The sequence below is a fragment of the Catenovulum agarivorans DS-2 genome (assembly GCF_000568405.1).
Classification (GTDB): domain Bacteria; phylum Pseudomonadota; class Gammaproteobacteria; order Enterobacterales; family Alteromonadaceae; genus Catenovulum; species Catenovulum agarivorans_A.
Genome location: NZ_ARZY01000024.1, coordinates 13,441 through 36,192 on the forward strand (window position 1 = coordinate 13,441; position 22,752 = coordinate 36,192).

General features: G+C 35.9%; 15 protein-coding genes. 9 read left to right on the plus strand and 6 right to left on the minus strand.

The annotated features are described in order from the left end of the window. Positions 1-4: 4 nt before the first annotated feature. Entirely contained in the window at positions 5-754 is a 750-nt protein-coding gene (speD, locus tag DS2_RS12635; RefSeq protein ID WP_035015184.1) for an adenosylmethionine decarboxylase, read from the plus strand. Between the two features lie 301 nt (positions 755-1,055). Further along, a complete protein-coding gene (locus DS2_RS12640; protein WP_035015185.1) occupies positions 1,056-2,171 on the plus strand; it encodes a cysteine desulfurase family protein in 1,116 nt (371 codons plus the stop codon). 46 nt (positions 2,172-2,217) lie between these two features. Here DS2_RS12640 and DS2_RS12645 read toward each other — a convergent pair whose 3' ends face one another. From DS2_RS12645 to DS2_RS12660, 4 genes are read right to left on the minus strand one after another with little or no spacing between them, the layout of a single operon-like run. Continuing rightward, a complete protein-coding gene (locus DS2_RS12645; RefSeq protein WP_035015186.1) occupies positions 2,218-3,030 on the minus strand; it encodes a hypothetical protein in 813 nt (270 codons plus the stop codon). Positions 3,031-3,034: 4 nt separating this feature from the next. After that, the gene (locus DS2_RS12650) at positions 3,035-4,147 is read right to left on the minus strand and encodes a phosphoadenosine phosphosulfate reductase family protein (RefSeq protein WP_035015187.1); all 1,113 of its coding nucleotides are present in this window, start codon (positions 4,145-4,147) and stop codon (positions 3,035-3,037) included. 10 nt (positions 4,148-4,157) lie between these two features. Then, entirely contained in the window at positions 4,158-7,394 is a 3,237-nt protein-coding gene (locus DS2_RS12655; protein WP_051479849.1) for a hypothetical protein, read from the minus strand. Next, complete coding sequence (locus DS2_RS12660; RefSeq protein ID WP_035015188.1) at positions 7,387-8,322, minus strand: DUF4007 family protein; 936 nt, start codon at positions 8,320-8,322, stop codon at positions 7,387-7,389. The genes DS2_RS12655 and DS2_RS12660 overlap by 8 nt, the downstream gene beginning before the upstream one ends. A gap of 255 nt (positions 8,323-8,577) precedes the next feature. On the opposite strand from DS2_RS12660, the gene DS2_RS12665 reads away from it, so the two are divergent. The 3 genes from DS2_RS12665 to DS2_RS12675 are packed head-to-tail and all read left to right on the plus strand — an operon-like array spanning position 8,578 to position 17,238. Continuing rightward, positions 8,578-10,389, plus strand: coding sequence for a hypothetical protein (locus DS2_RS12665; protein WP_035015189.1), 1,812 nt, complete (start codon positions 8,578-8,580; stop codon positions 10,387-10,389). Then, positions 10,382-11,896: a hypothetical protein gene (locus tag DS2_RS12670; RefSeq protein ID WP_035015191.1), complete on the plus strand. Its 1,515-nt coding sequence runs from the start codon at positions 10,382-10,384 to the stop codon at positions 11,894-11,896. Before DS2_RS12665 ends, DS2_RS12670 begins: the two co-directional genes overlap by 8 nt. Next, positions 11,893-17,238, plus strand: a complete 5,346-nt coding sequence (locus DS2_RS12675) for an FtsK/SpoIIIE domain-containing protein (protein ID WP_051479850.1) — start codon at positions 11,893-11,895, stop codon at positions 17,236-17,238. Before DS2_RS12670 ends, DS2_RS12675 begins: the two co-directional genes overlap by 4 nt. Here the strand turns inward: DS2_RS12675 and DS2_RS12680 are convergent. Further along, positions 17,165-19,204 (minus strand): DNA phosphorothioation-associated putative methyltransferase, encoded by a 2,040-nt coding sequence (locus tag DS2_RS12680; protein ID WP_035015192.1) that lies wholly within the window; start codon positions 19,202-19,204, stop codon positions 17,165-17,167. The genes DS2_RS12675 and DS2_RS12680 overlap by 74 nt on opposite strands. After that, positions 19,204-19,830 (minus strand): hypothetical protein, encoded by a 627-nt coding sequence (locus DS2_RS12685; protein WP_152537602.1) that lies wholly within the window; start codon positions 19,828-19,830, stop codon positions 19,204-19,206. The genes DS2_RS12680 and DS2_RS12685 overlap by 1 nt, the downstream gene beginning before the upstream one ends. A 136-nt stretch (positions 19,831-19,966) precedes the next feature. On the opposite strand from DS2_RS12685, the gene DS2_RS12690 reads away from it, so the two are divergent. From DS2_RS12690 to DS2_RS12700, 4 genes are all read left to right on the plus strand, one after another. After that, positions 19,967-20,161 carry a hypothetical protein gene (locus DS2_RS12690; RefSeq protein ID WP_035015193.1) on the plus strand — a complete coding sequence of 65 codons (195 nt, stop codon included), beginning with the start codon at positions 19,967-19,969 and terminating at the stop codon, positions 20,159-20,161. A gap of 41 nt (positions 20,162-20,202) precedes the next feature. Continuing rightward, a complete protein-coding gene (locus DS2_RS20580; RefSeq protein WP_160168568.1) occupies positions 20,203-20,343 on the plus strand; it encodes a hypothetical protein in 141 nt (46 codons plus the stop codon). Between the two features lie 68 nt (positions 20,344-20,411). Then, positions 20,412-20,582, plus strand: a complete 171-nt coding sequence (locus DS2_RS20305; protein WP_152537603.1) for a helix-turn-helix domain-containing protein — start codon at positions 20,412-20,414, stop codon at positions 20,580-20,582. A gap of 101 nt (positions 20,583-20,683) precedes the next feature. Further along, a complete protein-coding gene (locus DS2_RS12700; RefSeq protein WP_035015195.1) occupies positions 20,684-22,696 on the plus strand; it encodes an ATP-binding protein in 2,013 nt (670 codons plus the stop codon). Positions 22,697-22,752 lie beyond the last annotated feature (56 nt).

Consider the following 22,752-nt stretch of genomic DNA (forward strand, 5'->3'; position numbering starts at 1 on the left):
CAAATTGGACGGCACTAAAAAGCTTAACTTACATGGGTTTAACAACCTAACCAAAAGTTTGAGTTTCTCACTTTATGACATTAGTTGGGCAAAATCTGACACACACAGAAACGACTATCTCAAATATATAGACCAACAATACAACGCAGATCGCTTAACCAATATTTTGCGAGAAGTCGTTGAAATTATTGATGCAAATATCCTAAACATAGCGCGACAAGACTACGAGCCGCAAGGGGCAAGTGTCACAATGTTAATTAGTGAACGAACCCAAACAATTGCAGCCCACTTAGATAAAAGCCATATATGTGTGCACACCTATCCAGAAAGCCACCCTCACAATGGCATAAGCACCTTCAGAGCAGATATTGAAGTATCTACTTGTGGGATAATCTCGCCGCTAAAAGCGCTCAACTTCTTAATTCACTCATTCGACTCTGACGTGGTAACGCTAGACTACCGCGTAAGAGGCTTTACCCGAGATATACGCGGGGCTAAACACTACATTGACCACGATATTTCATCTATTCAAAACTTCGTGTCGGAAGATGTTCACAACCGCTACGAAATGGTGGATGTGAACGTATACCAAGAAAACATCTTTCACACCAAAATGATGTTAAAAGAACTTAATATTCAAAGGCACGTGTTTGGCTTAGGCGTTGGTTCGTTAAGTCAATTTGAACAAAACCAAGCAAAGCAAATGCTAAGCAAAGAAATAAAAGAAATATTCTATGGCCGCAATCTAGATTGAAAACAATGAAACTAAACTAGGTGCAGAATTAATAGGCTGAAATAAAGACGACTATTGGCAAGTTAATAGCTAAAATTCCAATTTACAAATCCACTCCAACTGGGTAATGTTCATACCAAGATACTTATAGTAAAAGTACAGATATGGACATTAAACAAGAACAATATATACATTCAAATTTATATTGGTTAGGGCAAATTACTGCTAGCCCCATGCATACGCCGAATTGAGAGTTAGGGCTAATGTTTTTCCTTTTCTGAAAGGTTATAATTATCGATATCACTGCATTGAAAGTAAGAACATGGTTTATTTAGATACCGCTGCATCATATCCACTTCTACCTGAAGTGAAAGAAGTGCTTATCGAAGCTTTTGATAATTTATACGCCAACTCAGCCTCTAGTCACACTCTAGGCGAGGAAGTTTCTCATCAGATTAATAAAGTGCGAGAGCTTTTGGCAAATGAAATAGGCGCTTACCCTAGTGAAATCATTTTTACCTCTGGGGCAACGGAGTCAAATAATATTGCTATTAAGAGCATTTTGTTAACCGCAGCAGCGACAAATAATAAAAAACATATTGTAACCACACAGATTGAGCACAAGTGCATATTTGCCATTACAGAGTATTTAGTAACTCTGGGGTATGAAATTTCTTATGTTAAACCTAATTCAGACGGATTGATCACAGCTCAATCTGTAAAAGACGCTATCAGACCCGATACCGCATTAGTTTCAGTGATGCATGTAAATAATGAATTAGGGACCGTAAATCCTATTGAAGAGATTGGACAGTTGTGTTTTGAAAACGAGATCATATTTCACTCAGATGCTGCCCAAAGCTTTCAAAAAGTTGAGATTGATGTTGATGACCTGAATGTTGATGTTATGTCTTTTTCTGCTCACAAAATTGGCGGTCCTAAGGGGATTGGAGCTGTTTATATTAGAGACTTAAGGCATAGGGAGCTTACGCCTGTAATTCACGGAGCGGGGCAGGAAGGGAGTGTGCGAGGCGGAACTGTAGCCGCTCCTCTAATTATAGGATTTGGAAAGGCTATTGAGGTATTTAAATCATATTACTCTGATTTTTCAGCCAACCAAATTAAGAGAAAATTCTTAGAAAAATTGAATTTCCTAGATGTTCAATACATAGAAAATGGCATCAATACATTGCCCCATTGTATCTCGGTCACACTCCCGAATGTTGATACTGAAACATTGGTTCGAGGCAATGAAAGTGAGCTTTGCCTTGCTCAAGGCTCAGCTTGTTCATCTAAAGAGGTTGAACCATCTCACGTATTAACATCCATCGGTTTATCAAGAGAAATGGCTGATAAAACTTTTAGAATAAGCTTTCCATTAGATTTCACGAACAGTGATTTAGAGTTTCTATGCAATCAGATAAAAAGACACAGCTAAATTTGCTAGTTAAATGAAATAGAGTCTGCTAGTAAAAAGCTATTTTTTATTCAAATTCAAACTTCAATTGGTCTTTATTAAAAGGTGATTCCTGGTCTTCAAAAATATCTTCGGGGCTGGCATCAAACTGAATATTAGTAAGAGCATCTTCTATAGGAATGTCGATATAAGACCAAGAAAATATAGGGAAGTCATCATGCAAGTCTATAATTGCTAGAGTCTGGATTGTAAGCAGAACTAATCTAGTGATACTATGAATTATTTGACTATCTAAGTGAGACTCTTCTTCTTGCTGCGTTTCCGGAATACCTAACGAGCCATGAGCTAACAGGTTCCTCAATTTATAAGCTAGAAAGATACCTTTTCCGTATTCATTGACATGCTGAGGAATGTCAATATTCAAAAAAATTTCACTATAGAATGAATCTTCAATTAATAACTTTTCTAAGTTAGCTAACTCAATCAAGTAGGCTTCAAATTTGGGGTGAAAACCGCGGTTTTGCTTTAGATAAAGGCAGGCGTTACTGATTTTACCACGAATACTCTTGTCGAGTTTCGCCGGAACCGATATGTTTATCGTGGCTTCTAAAGCCGACCATATGAAATGAAACCTGCATAAAGATAAGGTAAGTATTGCTTCTAAATCATCTTGATAGCCAACACAAATGTCTCCATTGCCACACCAACCGAACGACGGATCAAATCTAACGGTATCGTATTCAATCGATTTCAATCCGCTCGCTAATTTGAGGCTCGCAAGCGGCTGTTGCCATTCACTACGTTCAATAAAATAATCTGTTCCTTGAACAATAAGGAGATATAACTCTCCACAGTGTTCATCTATAGTTCTGAGTTTCATATCTCTATTTATAACAAGTTACACAAGCTCCACCACCTTCAACTTCGTCATATATCTCATCCATACGATCTGTATCAGAAATCTTGACTTTCGCTCGCAGTAGGTTTGCTCTTCTATTCAGTTTTTTCTCTAATCGTTTAACTCTTAATTCATGGTTCTCAATGATTTCAATCTTACGTTCTTCAGTTTCAAGAGTGGATAAAGGAGTACCTTTCCCTAGCCAATAGAATGTACCATCGCCTCTATCGTCTTCGGCTTTTTTTTCGTATGACTTCGCTTCTTCAAAAGCTTGAGGATAAATCTCTTTTAGCCTTAGCCATTCGATCTTTTGTTGATAGAAGCAAAAGGTACAACCGCTTCTAGACCTCCAGCCGTAATAGCCCGGCTTACCTTGATCTTTTGCTTCAACTATCTTCAATAAAGTTTCGGGAGTTAAATTTGGCTGAATATCTTGTGAGTGCTCAGTCTGGTTCATTGAACGTTTCTTCAAAAGTTGCTCCATTAAAGCCATCTTATCTTCTTCCGAAGGCTCTAAAGGCTCACCAGTCATAGGATCAACGTATAATTTACGGTATTCGACAACTTCTTCTTCATTGCCCAGTAAATCAGCTTTTCTCAGAATTTCAAAAATATCATCTCTTTCTAAGCCATCTTCTCTGAATGGCATTTTAATGGTCAGGTATTCAGATGTGACAGTGTTAGTTAAAAAGCCTTCACGAGCTGGTTCATCAGCTCGAATTCCTACATAAGAAACGACTTTGGTATAGCCTTCTTTCTCCATTTTCATCTGAATCCATTTTTCAAATGGGATCAGTTTCATTTGGATGGTACACCATCTAGCCTGAGGGGAGGGTAAGTAGTTTTTATGTTGTCTTAAATGGTAATCAAAGTCTTTTTTCTCACGATTAGAACTAAATACTTCTTCGTATGGGTCAACAATTTTGCCAACATAGCCTTCTAAGCGGTTCACAAAGTCAATGACTTCAGGTAGCTCTTTACCCGTATCAGTGAAGTAATATTGAATATCCAAATCTGGATAGTTATCTCTCATATACATAGCAAGAGCTGCACTATCTTTTCCGCCAGAAAGACCTAATACATGTAACGTTTTATCCATTGTATTTCCTTTATACTTCCATCAAGTCATCTAACATTGTCATCAGAATTGCTTTTTTCTCATTGATTTCAAATTGATCTATTTTCTGGTCTATATCTTCAAGCTGTTGCTTAAAATTTTTCTTAATATTTTTATAATCAATATCCCCAAAATCAGACAGATACAGATCTTTCTTAAATCTTTCAATTATCTCAATCAATTCAGAATTTGCTTTAGCTAAGGCACTATCGTCCCAGTTTCTTTCTGCCTTACCTGACAGTAATGAAATTATTGACGGAACCCATTTATTAGAGCTAGCAAATTCAGATAGCCGTAATGCGAAAGTTTCAACTTTTGGGTGAGTAGTGAAAGCTGCAACTTTCTTACAGTTCTTAACTAAGTGGTGGTTAAACGTTATGTATTCTCTAATTCGACTCTCAAACTTTAACAGCTCTTTTCCATGTGCATTTTTGAGCTGTTCAAGAATACTCTTAAAATCTTCAGATTTGATATCCGAAAGCTTTGTGTTCTTTCCAAATATAGCTGGTAATTTATTGAATAAGTAATCATTTGGATCTGAAGCCACTTTGGTTTCGTCTTTAAACTTCAATAGTGTCTTATCCAATGAGCGAGTATTTCTTGTCCAAGGTGATAGTTCCGCATAAAAAGCCACTAATGATTGGGCAATAAGTAGCGGTGAGCACTCCCTTTCTGATAGTCCAATGGCTGAAGATAATTCATTCAAATAGCTAGTTGTGGAGTGATCTATTTTGACTAACTGAACGCCTAGCAATTCAGGTTGCTGGAATAGCTTCATAGCGAACTCTTCATCAGCGCCATCTATGAACGTCGGCTTACTGGTAACTCCGTTATAATCATAAAAAGCTAAATGATGAGTATTAGCTTGTAAAAATGCTAAAAGCCAAATTGGAATAACACCTTTCGCTATTCCAAACGGTTCCTTTTGCCACAGTTCAAAAATGTCTGATAACTTAACGATTCCACTTTTATCTGTTATGTAATTTAAAGTTGTTGCAAAAAGTTCTAATAAACGCTTTTGTTCATTAGAAGGCATTACAAACTTATATTGCCCTTTATATTCTGGATCTGGCACATGAAGGCCAACGTTATTTAGAGCAGAGTAGTACAGCCCTTTCTCCGCAGGAAAAGTCTTTTCAGGCATAGCTAAAACAGGTTCACATGGATCCTCAGACATAGCTCTAAGTAGTTTTTTAAGAGCCGCGTTTGCACTGCCGGATGGTTTATTTTTATTAATTAACTCATTAATAATGATTGGCGACTTATTAAAGACTTCATTTGCAACAAAAGATGCGATTGAAGAAACTGGTTGTTTCTTCAGCTCATTGTTTAAGTATAACCAATTCGCATTAGCGAAAACTCTATCTAATTCATGAGATAGCTGCTGCTTAAAAGAAATAATCCTAGAATCGAGCTCTTTCAGCGCGATCTTATCTCGCACTACGGCCGCGACTTCTTTCTTTGCTTTCTCCAGCGCGATTAGTTCGATAGATATATCTTTTAATCTATTAATTGTCGGTGATTTGCCAATAACAACACATTTATTTGAGGCTGTTTCTTTTACTAACTTGTTATAAGCCTTATCACTTACTGCTAAAACGAAATTTAAGAATACTTTACCGTGTCGCGGAGTTAAGTTGATAGACGCAAGTAACTTATTATCAACGCTATTAACCAATAACTTGTTAGCCCACCTCATTGCTCCAGTTTTGTGATAATGCGAGGTTGCTAAAACACCGTCAGTTAAATCACATACTGACGTCCAATCTATGCCTGACTCTAACTTTTCTTTTTGCTGCTTAATTAGTGTATTGATATCAATATCACTACCTTCAAATATGAAGTAGCCGTTGTGTGCTGGACGGAATATTATTACTGTCCACGATTCCAGATCCTTTATCGCCTTAGTGACTTCTGCTTTTTTAAAGCCTTTTCGTTGAAAATAATTTTCTAAAAAGTCTTTGGTTGAATGAAAGTGTTGATTGAAACCAAATAAAGTTAGTAAAGCAACAACTCTAGCTATCGACGCATGTAACTCATTACCTTTTTTTACAGCTCTATCTACAGCATCACAGCTTTCTAACCAAGCTTTACTATCTGATGAAGTAACAATTGTATGGTAGAGATTATGATGCAAGTAATTCCAAAGGTTATCTAATGTGTATAGTGAGTAATCTTTACTTTCTGCAGTGTAAAACTCAGAGAGAAATTCTCTGAAACCGTACTTTTCGTAAGATGCTATAAATCCAAATAAACTTCGTTCATTCTGTGAGAATCTGCGCTTAGATATAGGGCCTAAGAGTAAACTGACTAAAGGATCTAATGGTAGAGTTTTAAATAAGTCTGAGGTGTTTCTAGTCTTGCTTTTAAAAGAATCATTTACTATTTCAACTAAATTCTTGTATTGCTTTGATAACTTTTCGTCTAGCTGTTGTGAAGACTTACTTATAGCGTCTCCTAGCAAAAATAACGATTCATCTACTGACGGATTATATCCAAGATCTCTATATCTACCTTGTACTTTTGCCCAGTCTTCTTGCAGCTTAGATTCTTTGTTTTTAGCGTATTCAGTAAACGATTGGTGCAAAAAACCAACAATGACTATATTGTTGTCAGATTGCTGTGCGATATCGGCTAGCAGTTGGAATATATATAGATCTTTATTATTACTTGCACAGAAATCGAGTGCTTTGCCCATTTCGTCTAATAAAATTAATACACCATCTTCTTTTATTTTTTTAGAATTTAAATGTTCTTCTAATACTTCAAGGCATTCAACATCAGTAAAGTTCCTAATATCGTCTTTTTTTATTTTTATCTTTAGTGAATTTGCTACAGTGTAAAGTATTGAATGTGCAGGAGATTCCATCGCACATACATGCTTAATTGTTTTCCAGCCATTATTAATCTTAAAACGGTTAGGAAATTCTGATTTCAGTCCTTCTGCGCTATCTAGTGAGTCTTCTGCATAATCCCTTTCATCTTTATTAGTTGATAATAATAAAGATAAAAATAATGCCACTGTAGATTTACCTGAACCATACGGTCCTGTAATTGTATAAGCCCGTTGCTCACTACCCTCAAAGTCTCTACTGATAGTTTCAAGAACGTTTATAGCTGTGCCGTGAAGAATGAAATTATCAATAAATTGTTTACTATCTTCTAATTGACTATCGATTCGAGTAGAGCTTTTATATTTTTGTTTTACGTCTACTAACAAATTAGACATTGCTTGCTCCTTCGTAGTAACTGTCTAATACAACTTGCTCTTGATTAAGGTAGGCGCTATCAACGGAAACTTGTCGAAGTCCTGATGTATCTAGCCATGAAATACGGCCATTAGAATAATTTTGTGCCGCATCTAATTTTTCACCTAGTCCTTGTTCAGAAAGTCTAAATATTCTTCCAGGAGATAAAGGGTCAAGAAGTAAGGATTTAAAATTAACTTTTGAAACTTTAGATAATAACGATTCTTTCTGAACGAACTTGAGCAGAGCGTAAATGAATATTTCTATAGGCAGGTCCGACTTACTGTTTAAGTCACTTAAGTAATAATTTTTACCACTTTCCTGAATAAGCGAGAGTTCTGTTAAAGGCGACCTAAACTGTTCCTCATCCCCAGCTTTAGCTATATGCTTTTTACTGTAAGAGTTAAGGAATGTATCGATATCTTTTCGAATCGTAGAATTATTTACAGATGAATCACTAGGAGTAAGCTTTACTAAATCGTCAGACATATGAGCCAATAAAACTTGCTTTTCAAAATATTCACCATTAAAAATATTGAAAAAATACCTGTAAGATGTCATTTCGTCTTCATTAAAACATAGCCAAAAATGAACTAACCAAATTGAACCTAAATGCTCTAGGTACGGATCTTTGCCTGTTTTCTCATTAAATATGTAATTACCATTTTTAGAAGTAAAGTAATCAATATTTGATTGCTTTCTTTTACTATAAAGCAGTCCAGCGGACTCTGCCCAATAGCGAATTGCATTCACCATGTTTTTACCTACACCTAGCCGAATAATAGCTTGCTGAGTTTCATCTTCTTTACTTGTTTGTAATTTTCCACCTGAATTCAAATGGTTAACAGCTTTATATAGCCATCCATATCTAAGAGGGAAGGTATCATGCCCCGTTAACTTAGCTCTCATTCCTGTTGTACCTCATTCCTATAGCTTCGTCTGGAGAAAATCTCCAAAAGCGATCATATAACGGCATGCAAAAATAATAAAGTCAATTAATACATGCAAAGTCTGTATGCTTATACAGTTTTCTTATGATTTATTTTTTAAGTAAATATATTTATATAACTATCTGCTTTTAATAAATATTATGGTAATTTATATACGTTAACTACTGGAAAACATATAAATTAAAATTCGACTACATGTGGAAGGAGGCCTCTAATGACCTGGGTAGTAAACAAGTGGGTTAGGTATTTAGAAGGTTATTGCCAAGGACAAAACCAAATTCAAGACGAATATGTCAGAAAGGTTGCTTCTAATTTAGGATTAGAACAACCTTTGAATATAAAATTTGAATGGCAAAAACAAATCACTCAACAATTTGAATCTAAGGGTAGCCACGGAGTAATCATTCTTACAGGTACAGCTGGTGATGGAAAAACTAAGCTATGTAGGGATATCGTAAAGCAAATTGAAGGCGAGTCTTTCAATGAAGATAACTGGAATAGTAAAAGCTTCTTTAGAAGTAACGAAAAAACTATAGTTAAAGACTTTTCGGAACTGTCGCCAGAAAATACTTCAGTTATTATTACCGAACTTATAAATGTGTTACGTAGTGGGTTCTCTAGTAAGCCTATCTTAATCGCAGTAAATGATGGTATTTTAGTTGATGAAATTGACAAATTTATCACACCGAACAATGATTACGACTTAATTGGGAAAGCAAAACAATTAAAAGAAATAATCGAAGATAAAATTAATTTAGGCTTTAGCTCTTGCCATCAGCAAGAACTCATCAAACTTGTCAATCTTTCAAAATTAAATGCTAAAGAAAACTTTTCCCTAATCATTGATGAAATATTGAATCATTCTGGCTGGAGTTCATGTGATTCATGTGAGGGAAAGCAGTCTAACACTTGTCCAATTTATCAAAAATATAACCTTCTAAAATCGAACCCTCATATTAAAGAGAATCTAAGTAATATTATATTGCTACTGCAATTGAATAATGAGCACTTTACTATCCGAGAGCTTTTAAACCTGGCTACAAATACTATTTTAGCGTCTACACCTAAAGCTAAGCATTTAAAAGCGACTAAAAAGGAAACTAATTACCAAATATTCACGTGTAACCGAGTAAAAAGGTTAAATGATCGTGAGGGACTCAATTACGAATCGTCGATTGAGGTTGGCTTTTGGGGAATGAACCTTGGCCCTCATAAAATGCATAATGCTAGGCCATACTCTGAAATTAATAAGCTCAATTTCGGTGAATTGTCTACAAACTATTGGGACAACTTGTTAAAGCACAAAGATAGTAGAGATATAGAAATCCCTCTCGATGATTTTAATGAATTATTAAGTTCCAAAAAAACTCTAGAGTCAGGGCTTAACCCAGAGCTTTGGGGCGCAATTGTAAGACGCTCAAGAATGCAGCTTTATTGCTATCAAAAAAATGATACAAGGTCGTATGAACTTCAGAAGTATTCTAGCTTCACTTATTTCAAAAGTAATGTATATCAAAACCTCTTGGGAAAGGATGTCTGTGATGATATTGAACTAATTTCTCTTATTGTATTGGCCTTGAATAGAGTCTTTCATGGTAGGTATATATCTGAAGAGACAGGGAAAGATCGATTATATGTGCCAGAAAAAGATCAAGGTTCTATTACACCTATATCAATATTTCACGGTGATGACATAAGAGATAGAGATATCTTTATTAGTAAAGTTAAAGGAGATTTTGAGTTAACAGGTTCTAGAATAGAACCTGTTATAGAGTTTTATGTTGATCGTGACATTGCTCTGAAATTAACTTTGACTGTAGAACTATTCGACTTCTTATATCAAATTGCCAAAGGTTCTCCACCAAATACGACTAACCCTAGACTTTATAAAAAACTATTAATTTTCAGATCTAAGTTAGCTTCTCAAATAAGCAAAAATTCGAGAGCTTCGGGAAAGCGAATAGATACGTATACGATTAACAGTGGTGAGTTTAGACCTTCAGCTTTAAAGGTAAATCATGGATAGCTTACATAATTATTCTTCTGAATTAAAAAAACAATACTCATTAAAACATATCCCTATTATTGAAAATATCTGGGGTCATAGGTTTAGGCAAGATCAAACTCCGTCAATTTTATTTTTTGAGCTGTTATGCATTATTGAGAGTCAGCTTCGTGCTAAAGAAGCTGGATTAATTGACGCTATTTTTGCTCCTGAAAATGACACTTTATACTTTAAACATAGGCAATTTTTTAAGCTTAGAATTCTTATTTATCAAAATGAAATTTTAGAGACGGTTATTAATTCTGAACTAAGTGAAGCGAAAAAGTGGCAAAGACAGTTTGAATATCTTAAAGCAATAGAAGGTGATTTATTCAAATTTTCCGACGACGATATTGAGCATATTAAGAAAAATTTTGACTCATTCGATAGTTTTTACAATGCAATAAAAATCCTAAGTTCTCTGACTTTTGACCCGTTATCTAAAAAAAGGTGGACGTCAAAATTTATTTACCCGATATCATCAGATTATGTTTGGTGTGATTTTGATAATAAAAAAGGCACTGAAGATCGCAGGTTTTTTTGTCGAGGTGGTGAATTAGTATATCTCATGTTGTGCCGAGCTGACCAAAATACTCGAATTGAACTTGAGCAATACTTCGAGTCATGGTTAGAGACACAAAATACCTCATTCTCAACAATCGCCAAATTATTAGTACGAGAAGAAGAGCGTATTCAGTTGCCTGAATCTAACCGTAAACGTCTCGGTTACTTGCCATATAACTATCTAAATCTATTTGATGAGCTTGCAAATGACCTAAAACAGGTGTTGTCGCTAGATTTAGAGAGGTTAGATAAAGTTAAGGTTATGATAGACCTTATTGGATATCACATAGGTAATTATATTCTAGCTGTTGGAGAAACCTACCATAACAGCTCTGAACCCAAAAAGTTAAAGCAGCCGACCTATATTGCTGAAGTCTTATCTAAGGTAACCAACAGTATAAGAAAAACTTCAATTCAAAGTATCTCAGCCCAACGAAACAAATTGAAACGGTGTTTAGAAACGAGAGTTACGGATGTAATGGAGTTATACGTTTCTGAGCTTGAAAATGTTGAAGAGAGTGAGCGTGTAAATTTCAAAGAATCAGAAATTAAAAGCGCTCACAAATACTTAGCAGACCATATTTCGAATTACCCTAATGTCTGTTTTAGAGAAATAGGTTTTTTGTCTAAAAAGAACACAAGGAGCTACAGGTATGTTCTTAACGAAGACTTTCTTCATTCTCTAGTTGTTACGATACTTGGTAACAACAAACGTCTTGAATTTAACAAGTTCATTAAAGAGTTAAAAGATAAATACTCAATATTTATAGATACCGCACCCGATACGCAAAATGAATTAATTCAAAGAGATCTAAATCGAAATTCTAAAAATCTTGCTTCTTTGTTATACCAAATGGGAATGTTAAGGCATTTATCAGATGCCTGTAGCTATGTCATAAACCCGTATAGGGAGGATTCAGTATGAGATCTCTTGCTAAGTATTTTTATGAGATTATCAAAAAAGAATACCAAGATTGGTGTGATTCAAATAAAGGAAATAGGATACCAGGTCGTTTTGTTTTAAAAGAGTTTGATGCAAGGTTAGTAGAAGAGATTATCGAAAACATTAATTCAAACGATGATTTTCCAATCAAACCTATTGGTTCGGATGATGGGTTTATAGTCGTTGTTGAAGAACATGAACAATATAAAAATGTTGCTATAGAAAAGCATACTTTTTCTGAGATGGCTCATGAAAGAAATAGAGAGGGCAATTTCTTTTGTTTGATGTTGATGGCAGAAATTAAGCCGACAATGGAACAAGTTCGAGGAATTGATCAAAGTACGGTATTTGAGCAAACAGAAATAACAAAATGGATTGAGTTAGCAAAGCGACAGTATACAGAACAGGCTTTCTTTATTGACGAATATGTGGCTGAACTTTCTAAGTTTGTGTCTGAGCTAACTAACTCCAAATGGAATGCTAGACCTTTCATTGAAATAGATAAAATTAATGCTTTTATCGATGGAGTAATCGAAGAAACTATTAAGGATGGTAAATTTTATTATGCTTTAGGGAAAAGTTGTGTTCACTTGGGCGGCATAAATAGACTAGAGGAGTTCTTGCCATTAAAAAACTCTGGTGCATCATATCGTCGAACATTTAGAGCAATAGTTACTAAAACTTTATTTAAAGATATAAATTTTTGGCGTGCTATTAATAAAGATAAAGAAGTAGAGCTTTCTGAGATTAAAAGTAATATCGACATTATTAAACAATTTGGAAGTGATTATGATGAGTTTTGTGCAGATATTTCTAAATATTTTTCAGCTTTCTATCAAGAGGATAGAAAATTAGCTTCTTCTCAAAAGGAAGAATTACAAAAGCTATATGACAGTTCATATCCATATTCTTCAGTATTGCAGGCCAAAAGTGCTAAGCCAAAGTTTTTATTGGGTGCTGAAACTCAAGTATTCTTATCCGACAATGACATAGACTTACCAGAAGACTATATTGAATTACTTGGATTGGTAGACAACCCACCGTCTCAAAAGCCAGAAATTAATGACCTTAGGAAATTTTACTTTAGCTATGCAAAGGAAATTTCTGAAAACTCCAAACTAGATAAAGCATGGTTAAAGGAAATAACAGACTCAAAAGCTACTGAATGTAGCAATTTAATTACTGGTCTTTTAGAGGTTTTGTCAAAGTCTGTTTTACTAAAAGACTTAGGTGATGATGAAATAGTTCTTAGTCTAGCGAAAGATCGGACACGAAGGAGTTTAGAGCGAAAAAACTGGTATGCACTTAACTACTTCAATAATGAATATCGAGATCTAGCTGCTTTCTGGTCTCATTTCGGTGAAAACTTTAAAATTGAGTTTGGTAAAGTTTTCAATGAAAAATTTGCCTCGTCAGTTGATTCCAAAAATAGAAAAAGCGGTGAGTCAAAAGCTGCAAATGAGCTTTCATTTAGGGTTATAAGGCGAGAAAAAGGAAATGATACACCTATAGATAGTTGGGAACTCAAATGGATTTTTAACCCATTTGGGTTTGAATCCTCTAAATACTTAGATTTCACTAAGATTCGAGATCGAAAAGGCTTTTTTCACAAATACGACTTATCACTAGATCCGTTATTCATCAAGAGAGCTGAAAGCACCCCAACAATTTCTAACATTCACATGTTCTTGGCTGTAAGTACGAGCATGAAAAAAGGTGCTGTTGTTAAGAAGTCAGACAAAGAAATACGAGTTTTTGCAAAGTTATTGGAAGACTTAAGAAGCCATAATCACCTTACTCAGGACAGCTATAATCAAGTAATAGAGTCGTTCAATGACTTTTTCGAGTGTTGGAAAAATACAGTAGAATTATTCTTTCAAAGCCCTTTGTGTTCGATAAATGATGAGCTTGAAATAAAATTAAGAGCGCTGATTAAGCTTATATATTCTTTAAGTTCAAATAAAGAAATCAATAGTGCTTTAGTTTATGAGTTATTGAGCGCGCATACGATTAACGTTACAGAAAATGCGAATTACTGTATATATCTCCCGTGGTCACCTTATAGTCTGTTAATGCAATCTCAAAGAAACTATATGTTAAATAGCATTAGCTCGAAGTTTGCTAATAACACTTTAAATATAGCCAATAAAAGCGATGGCGTATTAGCAAAACTTTTCAGAGAGCTTTTTGAAAATCATGGTAAAACAATCTACCTTAAGAAGCTTGAAGATAATAGCTATTTGGATTTGGTATCAACTAATTCAAGCTCTGGTTACTATGAATTTGGACAATTAAGCACTTCCAAAAATGCTATAAATGACTCTGAAATTAAGTCAGTCATAAATGCAACAGCAACAAAGTTCTTAGAAACATATCCTAACGAACGCCACCATTTACAGATTCTGTGTATAGGACTCACATCCTATGAGCATTTACTTTCTGTATATGATGAGTTGTTAAAAATAGCAGACAATCATGAAGAGCAACTATCAATTTCTTTGGCGTTTAATTGTAGTGAAAGGAAAGCTTTAGACTGTGTATATCAAACAATATGTGAAAGTTTCGACACTAACAGAGTTGATTCTAATATTACCATTCGAATTGTTAATGATATTAGTGAAGTTGAAGACGGTGAAATAGATCTTATCTATAACTTTGATCCTTTGTTTGCCCATAACAAGGTAGCAGAAGTTGCACCTAACTATATTCAACGAGAATTTGACGGAGTGAATTGGGAGTATTGTGCTTCAAGGAAAGTACCTTCTGACCCTATTGCTCGCAAAACACAATTTTCGATGAATAATCACGTTCAAGATAGTAAAGGGCAACTTTTCCTTTCTACATTTTTAAAAATAAACAATCGCGGAGAATCAACATCGTTCTGTAGAGAAGTAAGTCAAATAGGCTTAAAAGATGAAATATCAAAAGGGTTAAGCAAGTGTAACTGGCTGATTATCTATGATTATCTACTAAGTAAAGAAACATTAAACGCATGTAGTGAGGATTCTTCAGAAGATGGTTCTGCTACCAACAGAAGAGTTTTACGATATATACAAGGTGAAGGCAGCAAACGATCCTTAGCGATTATTACAGATAAAGAAACGCAATATATTACACAGAACTTAAGCTCTGATATTCGAGCTTGGCAATTAGTTCATCCCGAAAAAGTAGAGAACTTAGTAGAGAAAATATTCACGATGTCTAATTCATTTAGCAGTGATACGCTTCTAAGATCTGTTGGTAATGGTAGGTTTTCTCACGATCTTGTCGGGACAGCGGGAGCTGCTTCGTTGCTTGAAAGTATTTATGACAAAGATTCGAAGATATCTGATATTTTTTGGGTTCACTTAGATGATTACTTGAGCTGGTTTAAATCGTCAATTGAAGATGACGCCTTTAAGTCTATTGGCCGAACCGTAAATTATATTTCTGATTTATTAGGGGTTTATATTTCTCAAGATAGTTTTGGGGTAACTACAATCAACTTAATTGTCAGTGAGTCAAAATTAACAAACGGCTCTACTGAGCAGTCAGTGAAGTCTTGCAAACAAGTTAAATCTACTGTTGATTTAATTGCATCAATGTTGCGTTCATATGAAGATATTGACTTTGAGTATTGGTTAAATAAATTCTACGAGTTTATCGTTGGACACTTTAAATTCGACCCTAGTAGGTTTAAGTTCAATGACCTTATTGCATTAGATAAACATGCCGTAAATATTAATGTTTCAGGCTTATCAGTTGTGTTTCATTATGATAATGCCCAAGCGGAGACATCTTCAGATACAGTTTTCGACTCTGATTATTTATATCAACTGAAGTTAAGTTCAGCAGATACTAAAAAAGTATTTCAGTCTTTAGTAGATGAAAGCTCATTGGAGCTATTCGAGAGTTTTAACTTTGAAAAGCTGGCTTTAAATCAATCTTGCACAGTTGAACTTCCCTCTAATGAGGTAGGGAATAACGCAACTGAAAGTGTTGATTTGATTGAAAATGCGGTAGAGCCTAGAAATAAATTGGTAGAAACTTTATCAAGTGTTGAGAATAACGAACCCATTACTGTAGAAAATGAATCTCCACCTAGCATTGAAACCAAAAAGTTTTCAGGCAATAGGTCTTCCCTTGAACTAATTAGTCATTGCATTGACTACTTAGAGACGCATATTGGTGAAGTACAAGAAGATGAAATAAATGTTGATTTAGTAAAAGCCAATATTCGTAAAATCTTTGGGCACGCAAATTTACCTTCAAATTTTGCAGAGAGCTTAGTCACTCCAAATTCGATAGTTATTAAATTGCATGGTGATGTGAATTTAAGTCCAACTAAAGTTTTAAAACTTAAAGATAACTTCTTATCAGTAGTAGGGTTATCACTTCGCCGTGTTTATCCAGACAAAGGTGTTATGGTACTGGTTTTTGATCGAGACAAGCGAGCTACAGTTTATTTCGGTAAGTTACTAAATAATACTTTAGATTCACGTCGAGCGACCATAGAGCAAGATTTTAATAACAAAATTATGCTTGGTCAGGATGAATTTAGTGAAAACAGTGTTTTCTTTAAATTAGATGGTGCAAGCCCTCATGCTTTGATCGGCGGCCAAACGAAGTCTGGTAAGTCTATTTTAATGAATAATATGATTATTGACTTATTGATGACTAATTCTCCAGATAATTTGAAATTAAGATTGTTTGATCCTAAGCAGGTTGAGTTTGCCGCTTACTCAAAAGCGCCTCATTTAGCTCACCCTGTAGTCTTGAATAAAGAAGAGGCTGTTGAGAGATTAAAAGAGCTAGAAATTTTGATGAATGAGCGTTATACGCATCTCATGACATTAAACGTTAAAGACTTTGAAGCATATAATCGTAAATATCCTAGTGAGCGAATGTCTAGAGAAGTGATCTTTTTTGATGAGCTTGCAGATTGGATATTAGATAGTGAATTTAAGGCCGAAGCTAAAGACATTATTGTCCGACTTTCTTCAAAAGGCCGTGCTGCTGGTATACATCTAGTTTTGGCGACACAGCGGCCTAGTGCAGATGTTGTCTTTCCGCTTTTGAGAGCAAATCTTGATACTAAAATTGCTTTAAAGGTAGATAGGGATCAGAACTCCGAGATTATTCTAGGAGAATCTGGTGCTGAAAACTTATTGGGTTACGGGCACGGAATTGTAAAAAGTGAAGGGGAAACTCATTCAATTCAGGTTGGCTTTACAGAGCCTCATATTTTTGATGAGCTAGTCGAACTAGTCATTAATTATTGGAATGATAGAAACTATAACCTTTCAGTGACACATGACTCTTCTTTAAAATTGAATACAGACTAGTTCGATTTAAAAAAAATTCTGCATTGTTGGAGTTGCTGAGCACTAATTGAAGGCGTTTATTAAACGCCTTTTGTTTTTTATAATCATCGAAAGTTTCATCAATATAATCAATCTTATTTAAAAGTAACGGGCGTTTCTCGGCAACAATATAATCGAAAAAGTCTACACCTTGCTCAGCCATTTTGATTTTTACACGCTCTTTCAATTGAGGTAGCGGGGTGCTATCAAAATCTTCATAACCTAATAGAGTGACTTTACCCGATGTGAGGTGAATTTTAACCAGCTGAATATCGTCTAATTCTCCGTATAGTTGCAGCGCGGCGAGCACATAAATACGGAGTAAAGGTGATAAGTCGTCTAAAAATTTTTTGTGAAACGTAAGAGAGTGAGCAATATCATTTTCATACTCGAGTTTAGACGCTGGTAAGTAATTATTTGCAAGCAGGGCCTCTTCCGTTATTTTTTTTGTATCGGCAATTTGAAATAACAAATCTTTCGATTCGATTTGGGCTATTTTATAAGTTCCAAAAAATGCCTTAATATCCCGCTTGAGGTCATTACTTTGTTGGGTGTATGGTTTGCGTTTATCAAACATCGCTAACGCAAAATAGATCAGTAAGTCTTCCTTGCGCATTTTTGCAGCCAGCTCAAATTCTTCTAACCCAAACCAATTTGAAACTAAGTTAAACGCTTTCCTGTGAGTGCCAATGATTTCTTTAATCTTTGATGACTCTGTGAATTCGCTTTCAGCCGGTATTCTACCGTATGCAAGACAGCACAGCCAAAAGCTTTCAAATAACTCTGTGTGTTTGGTAAATAAAATACGAGCATTATCTGTGTTAGTCGGTTTTGGTGCTGTTAGATGTTTCCACTGATAATGCCTCTTATGTCTATTTTGAAGAAATTCTTGTTCAAGTTGTTTATCCTTGAAAATATAGAAAATTCCCGGAGAGATAGCTACAGGCTCTTCTTGCAGTACTCTTTCTAAATAGCCTTTTAACTCCGCTTGGCTGTAGTATTTTTGAAAGGTATTTCGCGAGGTAATTACTCCGTCTTTGTATGGTGTAAACTGGGCGAGGTAACTTTCGTTGGCTAACATTGCCGATACTACGAGTAATTTATCTGCAAGCTCCCAAGCACCTAAAACAGCATCTATTCGCTCATCTTGGTCTTCTATAACATTTATTACAAAACCAAGGTTTACAATGTCGGAATGTATTTTGTCATGGTCTGGTGCAAAGTTTGGATCCCAGCCTAGTGCATCTAGCCCATGGGCTTCAAGTTCACGTAAATCATCACCTCGGCCACAACCGTAATCAAATATAGAGTAATCTCCGTTTAAAAATCCGTGTTTAGCCAAGTTTTTCATCGGGGCTGAGAGCTCATGCCTAACTAATGCTGTTTTGTGTCGGTCGATCTGTTGTTCTTCTGTATCGTGTGATGTTAACGCTGAGTTTCTAAATAACCGCCCATCTACTAATTCGTACCCATGTTTAGCTATCAGTCTTTCCCAAGTTTGTTTAAAGCCTATTAATCTTGGGTTTGCGTATAAACCTGCCGCTTCGCCTTCTTGTGTTATTAAACTAAATTCCTCAACTTTTGGGTGATTTTCTGGCAACATGGTTTCTTTTCTGTGAAGTATTGGAGGGTTGCCTTGCCCTTGGTAATTGGTTATTCGGTGGCTTAACTTCACTAAGTCTACATTTACACTTTGTTCTAAGGCTGGGTAAGCATCTTGATAAAATTTGGGGTAGTTGAGTAATGACAGCCTAAAGTCTTTTTTAAATACTTTTACCAAGTTCCATTGGCTTTCTTCAATTTTTAGTGCTTTAGCAACTGTTTTTATAAAGTTACAAAGTGGCTTTGGTGCTTCGTCAAAGGCATCTTTATGAAAGTAAATTGCGTCGGGTAGTTTTTTTCCAACTTTTAATTGTGCTACCAGTTGTTTAAATTGTTCAGCATCCATTATTGTAACCTTTCTGCCAAAAATTTTGCTTGCTCGCCGTAAGCTTTTCGCCCTGGCACGCGTCTGCCATTTTCGCTCTCAAGCATAAGTTGTAGGTGGTGCTGCGGTGAACTACTTACGCTTACATGCACTGGCCTAGAGCAGCCATAAAAATATATTTTGTCGAAGTTTAGCTTGTTGGTTATAAACTTAACGACTTCTCCCATTTTTTGTTCATAGCCTTTTACGTAAAAGTCGCATGCGAAACCATCGTTTTCCGATATGCGGTTTCCTAACGAGTTAACTTCAAAGCTTGAGTGTTGGTCTAATTTGGGGCTTGTGCCGTTTGGGTTATTTGCTTGAATGTAGGTATTTAGTTTCGCTGAGTTAAAGCCATACGTTATTGTTACTTCGCCGAGATGTTTTTCTATAGGAAGTAATATGTCTTTTATTATGCGCATTATTTCTATTTGACTGGCGCGTTGTTGTGGCGCATTGTTGAGGTCCATGGGGTGTTTGTTTTCAAACCAGTTGATTAATTTGCAGTATAGTGGATGTTTGAGCAATGCGTGGTCAAGAGGGATCTCGTATAGGTACGCGTTCCCTTTTTTTGAGTAATTTAGTTTTCCTGCCAGTCTTTGGTGCATTAATTCACAGCCGGAAATTTTTAGTATCTTTTGTATTTCTTTTGACGTGAAGTACATTACTTTGTGTTTTGCTTTTTTTTTGTAGACTTATTATTGTCTATTAATGCGATATCCAAAAGTGCTGAGAGGGGTTATTTTGAAAAAATTAGCGATTAAACCAAGCACATTAACAGCTAACGCTAAATCGTATAACGAGCGTTTGGGCGGGGATAAGTCTGTGAAAGCCTCAGATAAAACACGCGCTTTACTACAAAGCGATTTTATTGGTTGTGGTAAGGCTGAGAGCGACTTGTCTGAAAACTTTAAGTTTATGTTATTCAAAAATAAATAAGGATTGTCATGGGGGTTGCTTGGCTGAAACGATTTATAATCGTGAAATATTTTCGTGATCGTTATTATACACGTAAAGCTGAATCAATTTTAAATACGTTAGGTGATCCTTATTACGATCGATTAGGTGTGTCGAATATTGAACAACCAACTAGTCCGATAAATAGTTTTAAGCGAGATTAATTAACGGGGCGAGCAATGTCCAGCTTGTCGGTATATTGATTCATAAAAGTAATTTAAATTTAACTTTTATGGCCAAGCGCACGGGTATGAAGTTGTCGTTGGTGGATGTTTCAACACGTTTGTCTATTTCAAAGCCCACGCTGATTAAAATTGAAAAGGGATACGTTAACGTTAAGTTGGTTACTGTGTTGCGCGTTATGGAATTTTTGAGCTTACGCCAGATGAGGCTGCGCATATAGATTTGTGCATATTTCCAAGCATTATTAACACTTGTAGGCATTCCGCGTAGTTTGCAGCTATACTAAATTACAACCAACCTTGAATATCACTAACCTTTGTCATGCAAAATCAAGTTGCTTTGCTGGAAGAAAAAATCAAGAAGCTTGAAGCCGAGCTTGAAGTGGCCAATGCCGAACGGCTGAAATATAAAAAGCTGTTTGATGTATCGGGTGATGCTTTATCCATTTTAGATCTTTCAACAGGTAAGTTTGTTGAGTGCAATCAGTCAGCTATTGATATGCATGGGGTTGAAAGTGAAGACAATTTTTTACATTTGTCGCCATCGCAATTATCGCCAGAATTCCAGCCTTGCGGCCGCTCGTCTGAAGAAATGGCAATTGAGTATATTCAAAATACCTTTACCCAAGGGCCGCAGCTATTTCAGTGGGAGCATTCTAAGTTAGACGGTTCTACCTTTCCATGTTTAGTATCGCTTACTGCCTTGCCACTGGATGGACAAAATTTGGTGTTGGCAATTGGTCGTGATATTTCTGAGCTGGCTAAGGCGCAGCAGGAGTTACAAACGGCGCTAAATGACATGCAGCATTATCAATCAGCCTATTTGTACGAGAAAGAAAAATTTGAGCAGTTTGTTAATTTAGCGCCTATTGGTATTGCTATTAACCGCATGGAAGACGGTGCGTTTGAGTACGTTAATACAGAGTTTAGCCGCTTTACTGGTTACGATGTAGCCGAGCTCAATAATATGGACTATTGGCAGTTAACGCCGCAAAAATACGAGCAACAAGAGTTCGAGCAAATTCAGTCTTTAATGAATAAAGGCCGTTATGGCCCGTATCAAAAGGAATATATCAAGAAAAGCGGTGAGGTTTTTCCGGTACTACTGTCAGGTGTAAAGATAGCGCGAGATGATGGTAAAGCTTATACCTGGTCTGTCGTGCAAGATATTTCTCAACAAAAGCGCATTGAGCAGCAGCTGCAGGATGCAAAAACATCGGCTGAGCAGGCTAGCAAAGCTAAAAGTGATTTTTTAGCCAATATGAGCCACGAAATTCGTACACCTATGAATGCTATTTTAGGTGGTCTACAGTTACTGAAAACTGAACATTTAAGTCGCGATTTACAAATTATTTTAGACAATGCGTCTTCATCGGCTAAATCGTTATTGACCATTATTAATGACATTTTAGATTATTCTAAAATTGAAGATAACAAACTTGATTTAGAGCAACAGCCATTTTCACTTATTGAAGTGGTTGAGTCAGTTAAGTTTGATGTTGACTCTATTGCCAGCAATAAAGGCATTAATTTTAACTGCATAGTTGATGATAATTTTGCAGATGGTTGGGTTGGCGACATCGTGCGGGTTAAACAAATATTACTTAATTTGGTGTCGAATGCGCTTAAGTTTACGCAACAAGGAAACGTAACTATCTCGCTTAGTTGTAAGCAGGGTGCGTCAACTCGGCTTGTGTGTATAGAAGTGAAAGACTCAGGTATTGGTATGAGCGAACAAGCTCAAAAACGTATATTTGAACGCTTTGTGCAGGCTGATAATTCAACTACTCGCAAGTTTGGCGGCACTGGGTTAGGCATGTCTATTACATTAAGTTTAATTAATATGATGGGCGGTAACATAGGTATAACCAGCGTTGAGAATGAGGGAACAACTATTTTGGTTGAGCTGCCCCTGCCAAAAGCGACTCATTTTAAAAAGTCAGAGCAGCTTACTTCGGTTGCAGCTCCTATTTTACACGGGCAAAAAATCCTGATTGCCGAAGATAACGAAATTAATCAGGTCATTATTGAATCTATGATGGCGGCAACCAAAGCTGATTTAACGGTTGTTGCCAATGGCAAACAAGCCGTTGCTGCTGTCGAAAGCGAGGATTTTGATTTAATTTTAATGGATATTCAAATGCCCGAAATGGATGGCGTTGAGGCTCAACATATTATTAAGCAAAGTAAGGGGTATATTCCTGTAGTTGCGTTAACGGCCAATGTAATGGTTGATGATGTTAAACTGTATTTGCAACAAGGATTTGTTGAGCATGTTAGTAAACCTGTTGATGTAAACAAACTATACGCAGTATTGTCCCGCTTATTATCTTGATCTTTTTTATTGCTCCTTTCGTAGATTACACCATGTTTTAGCAACTAAGTTTTTGT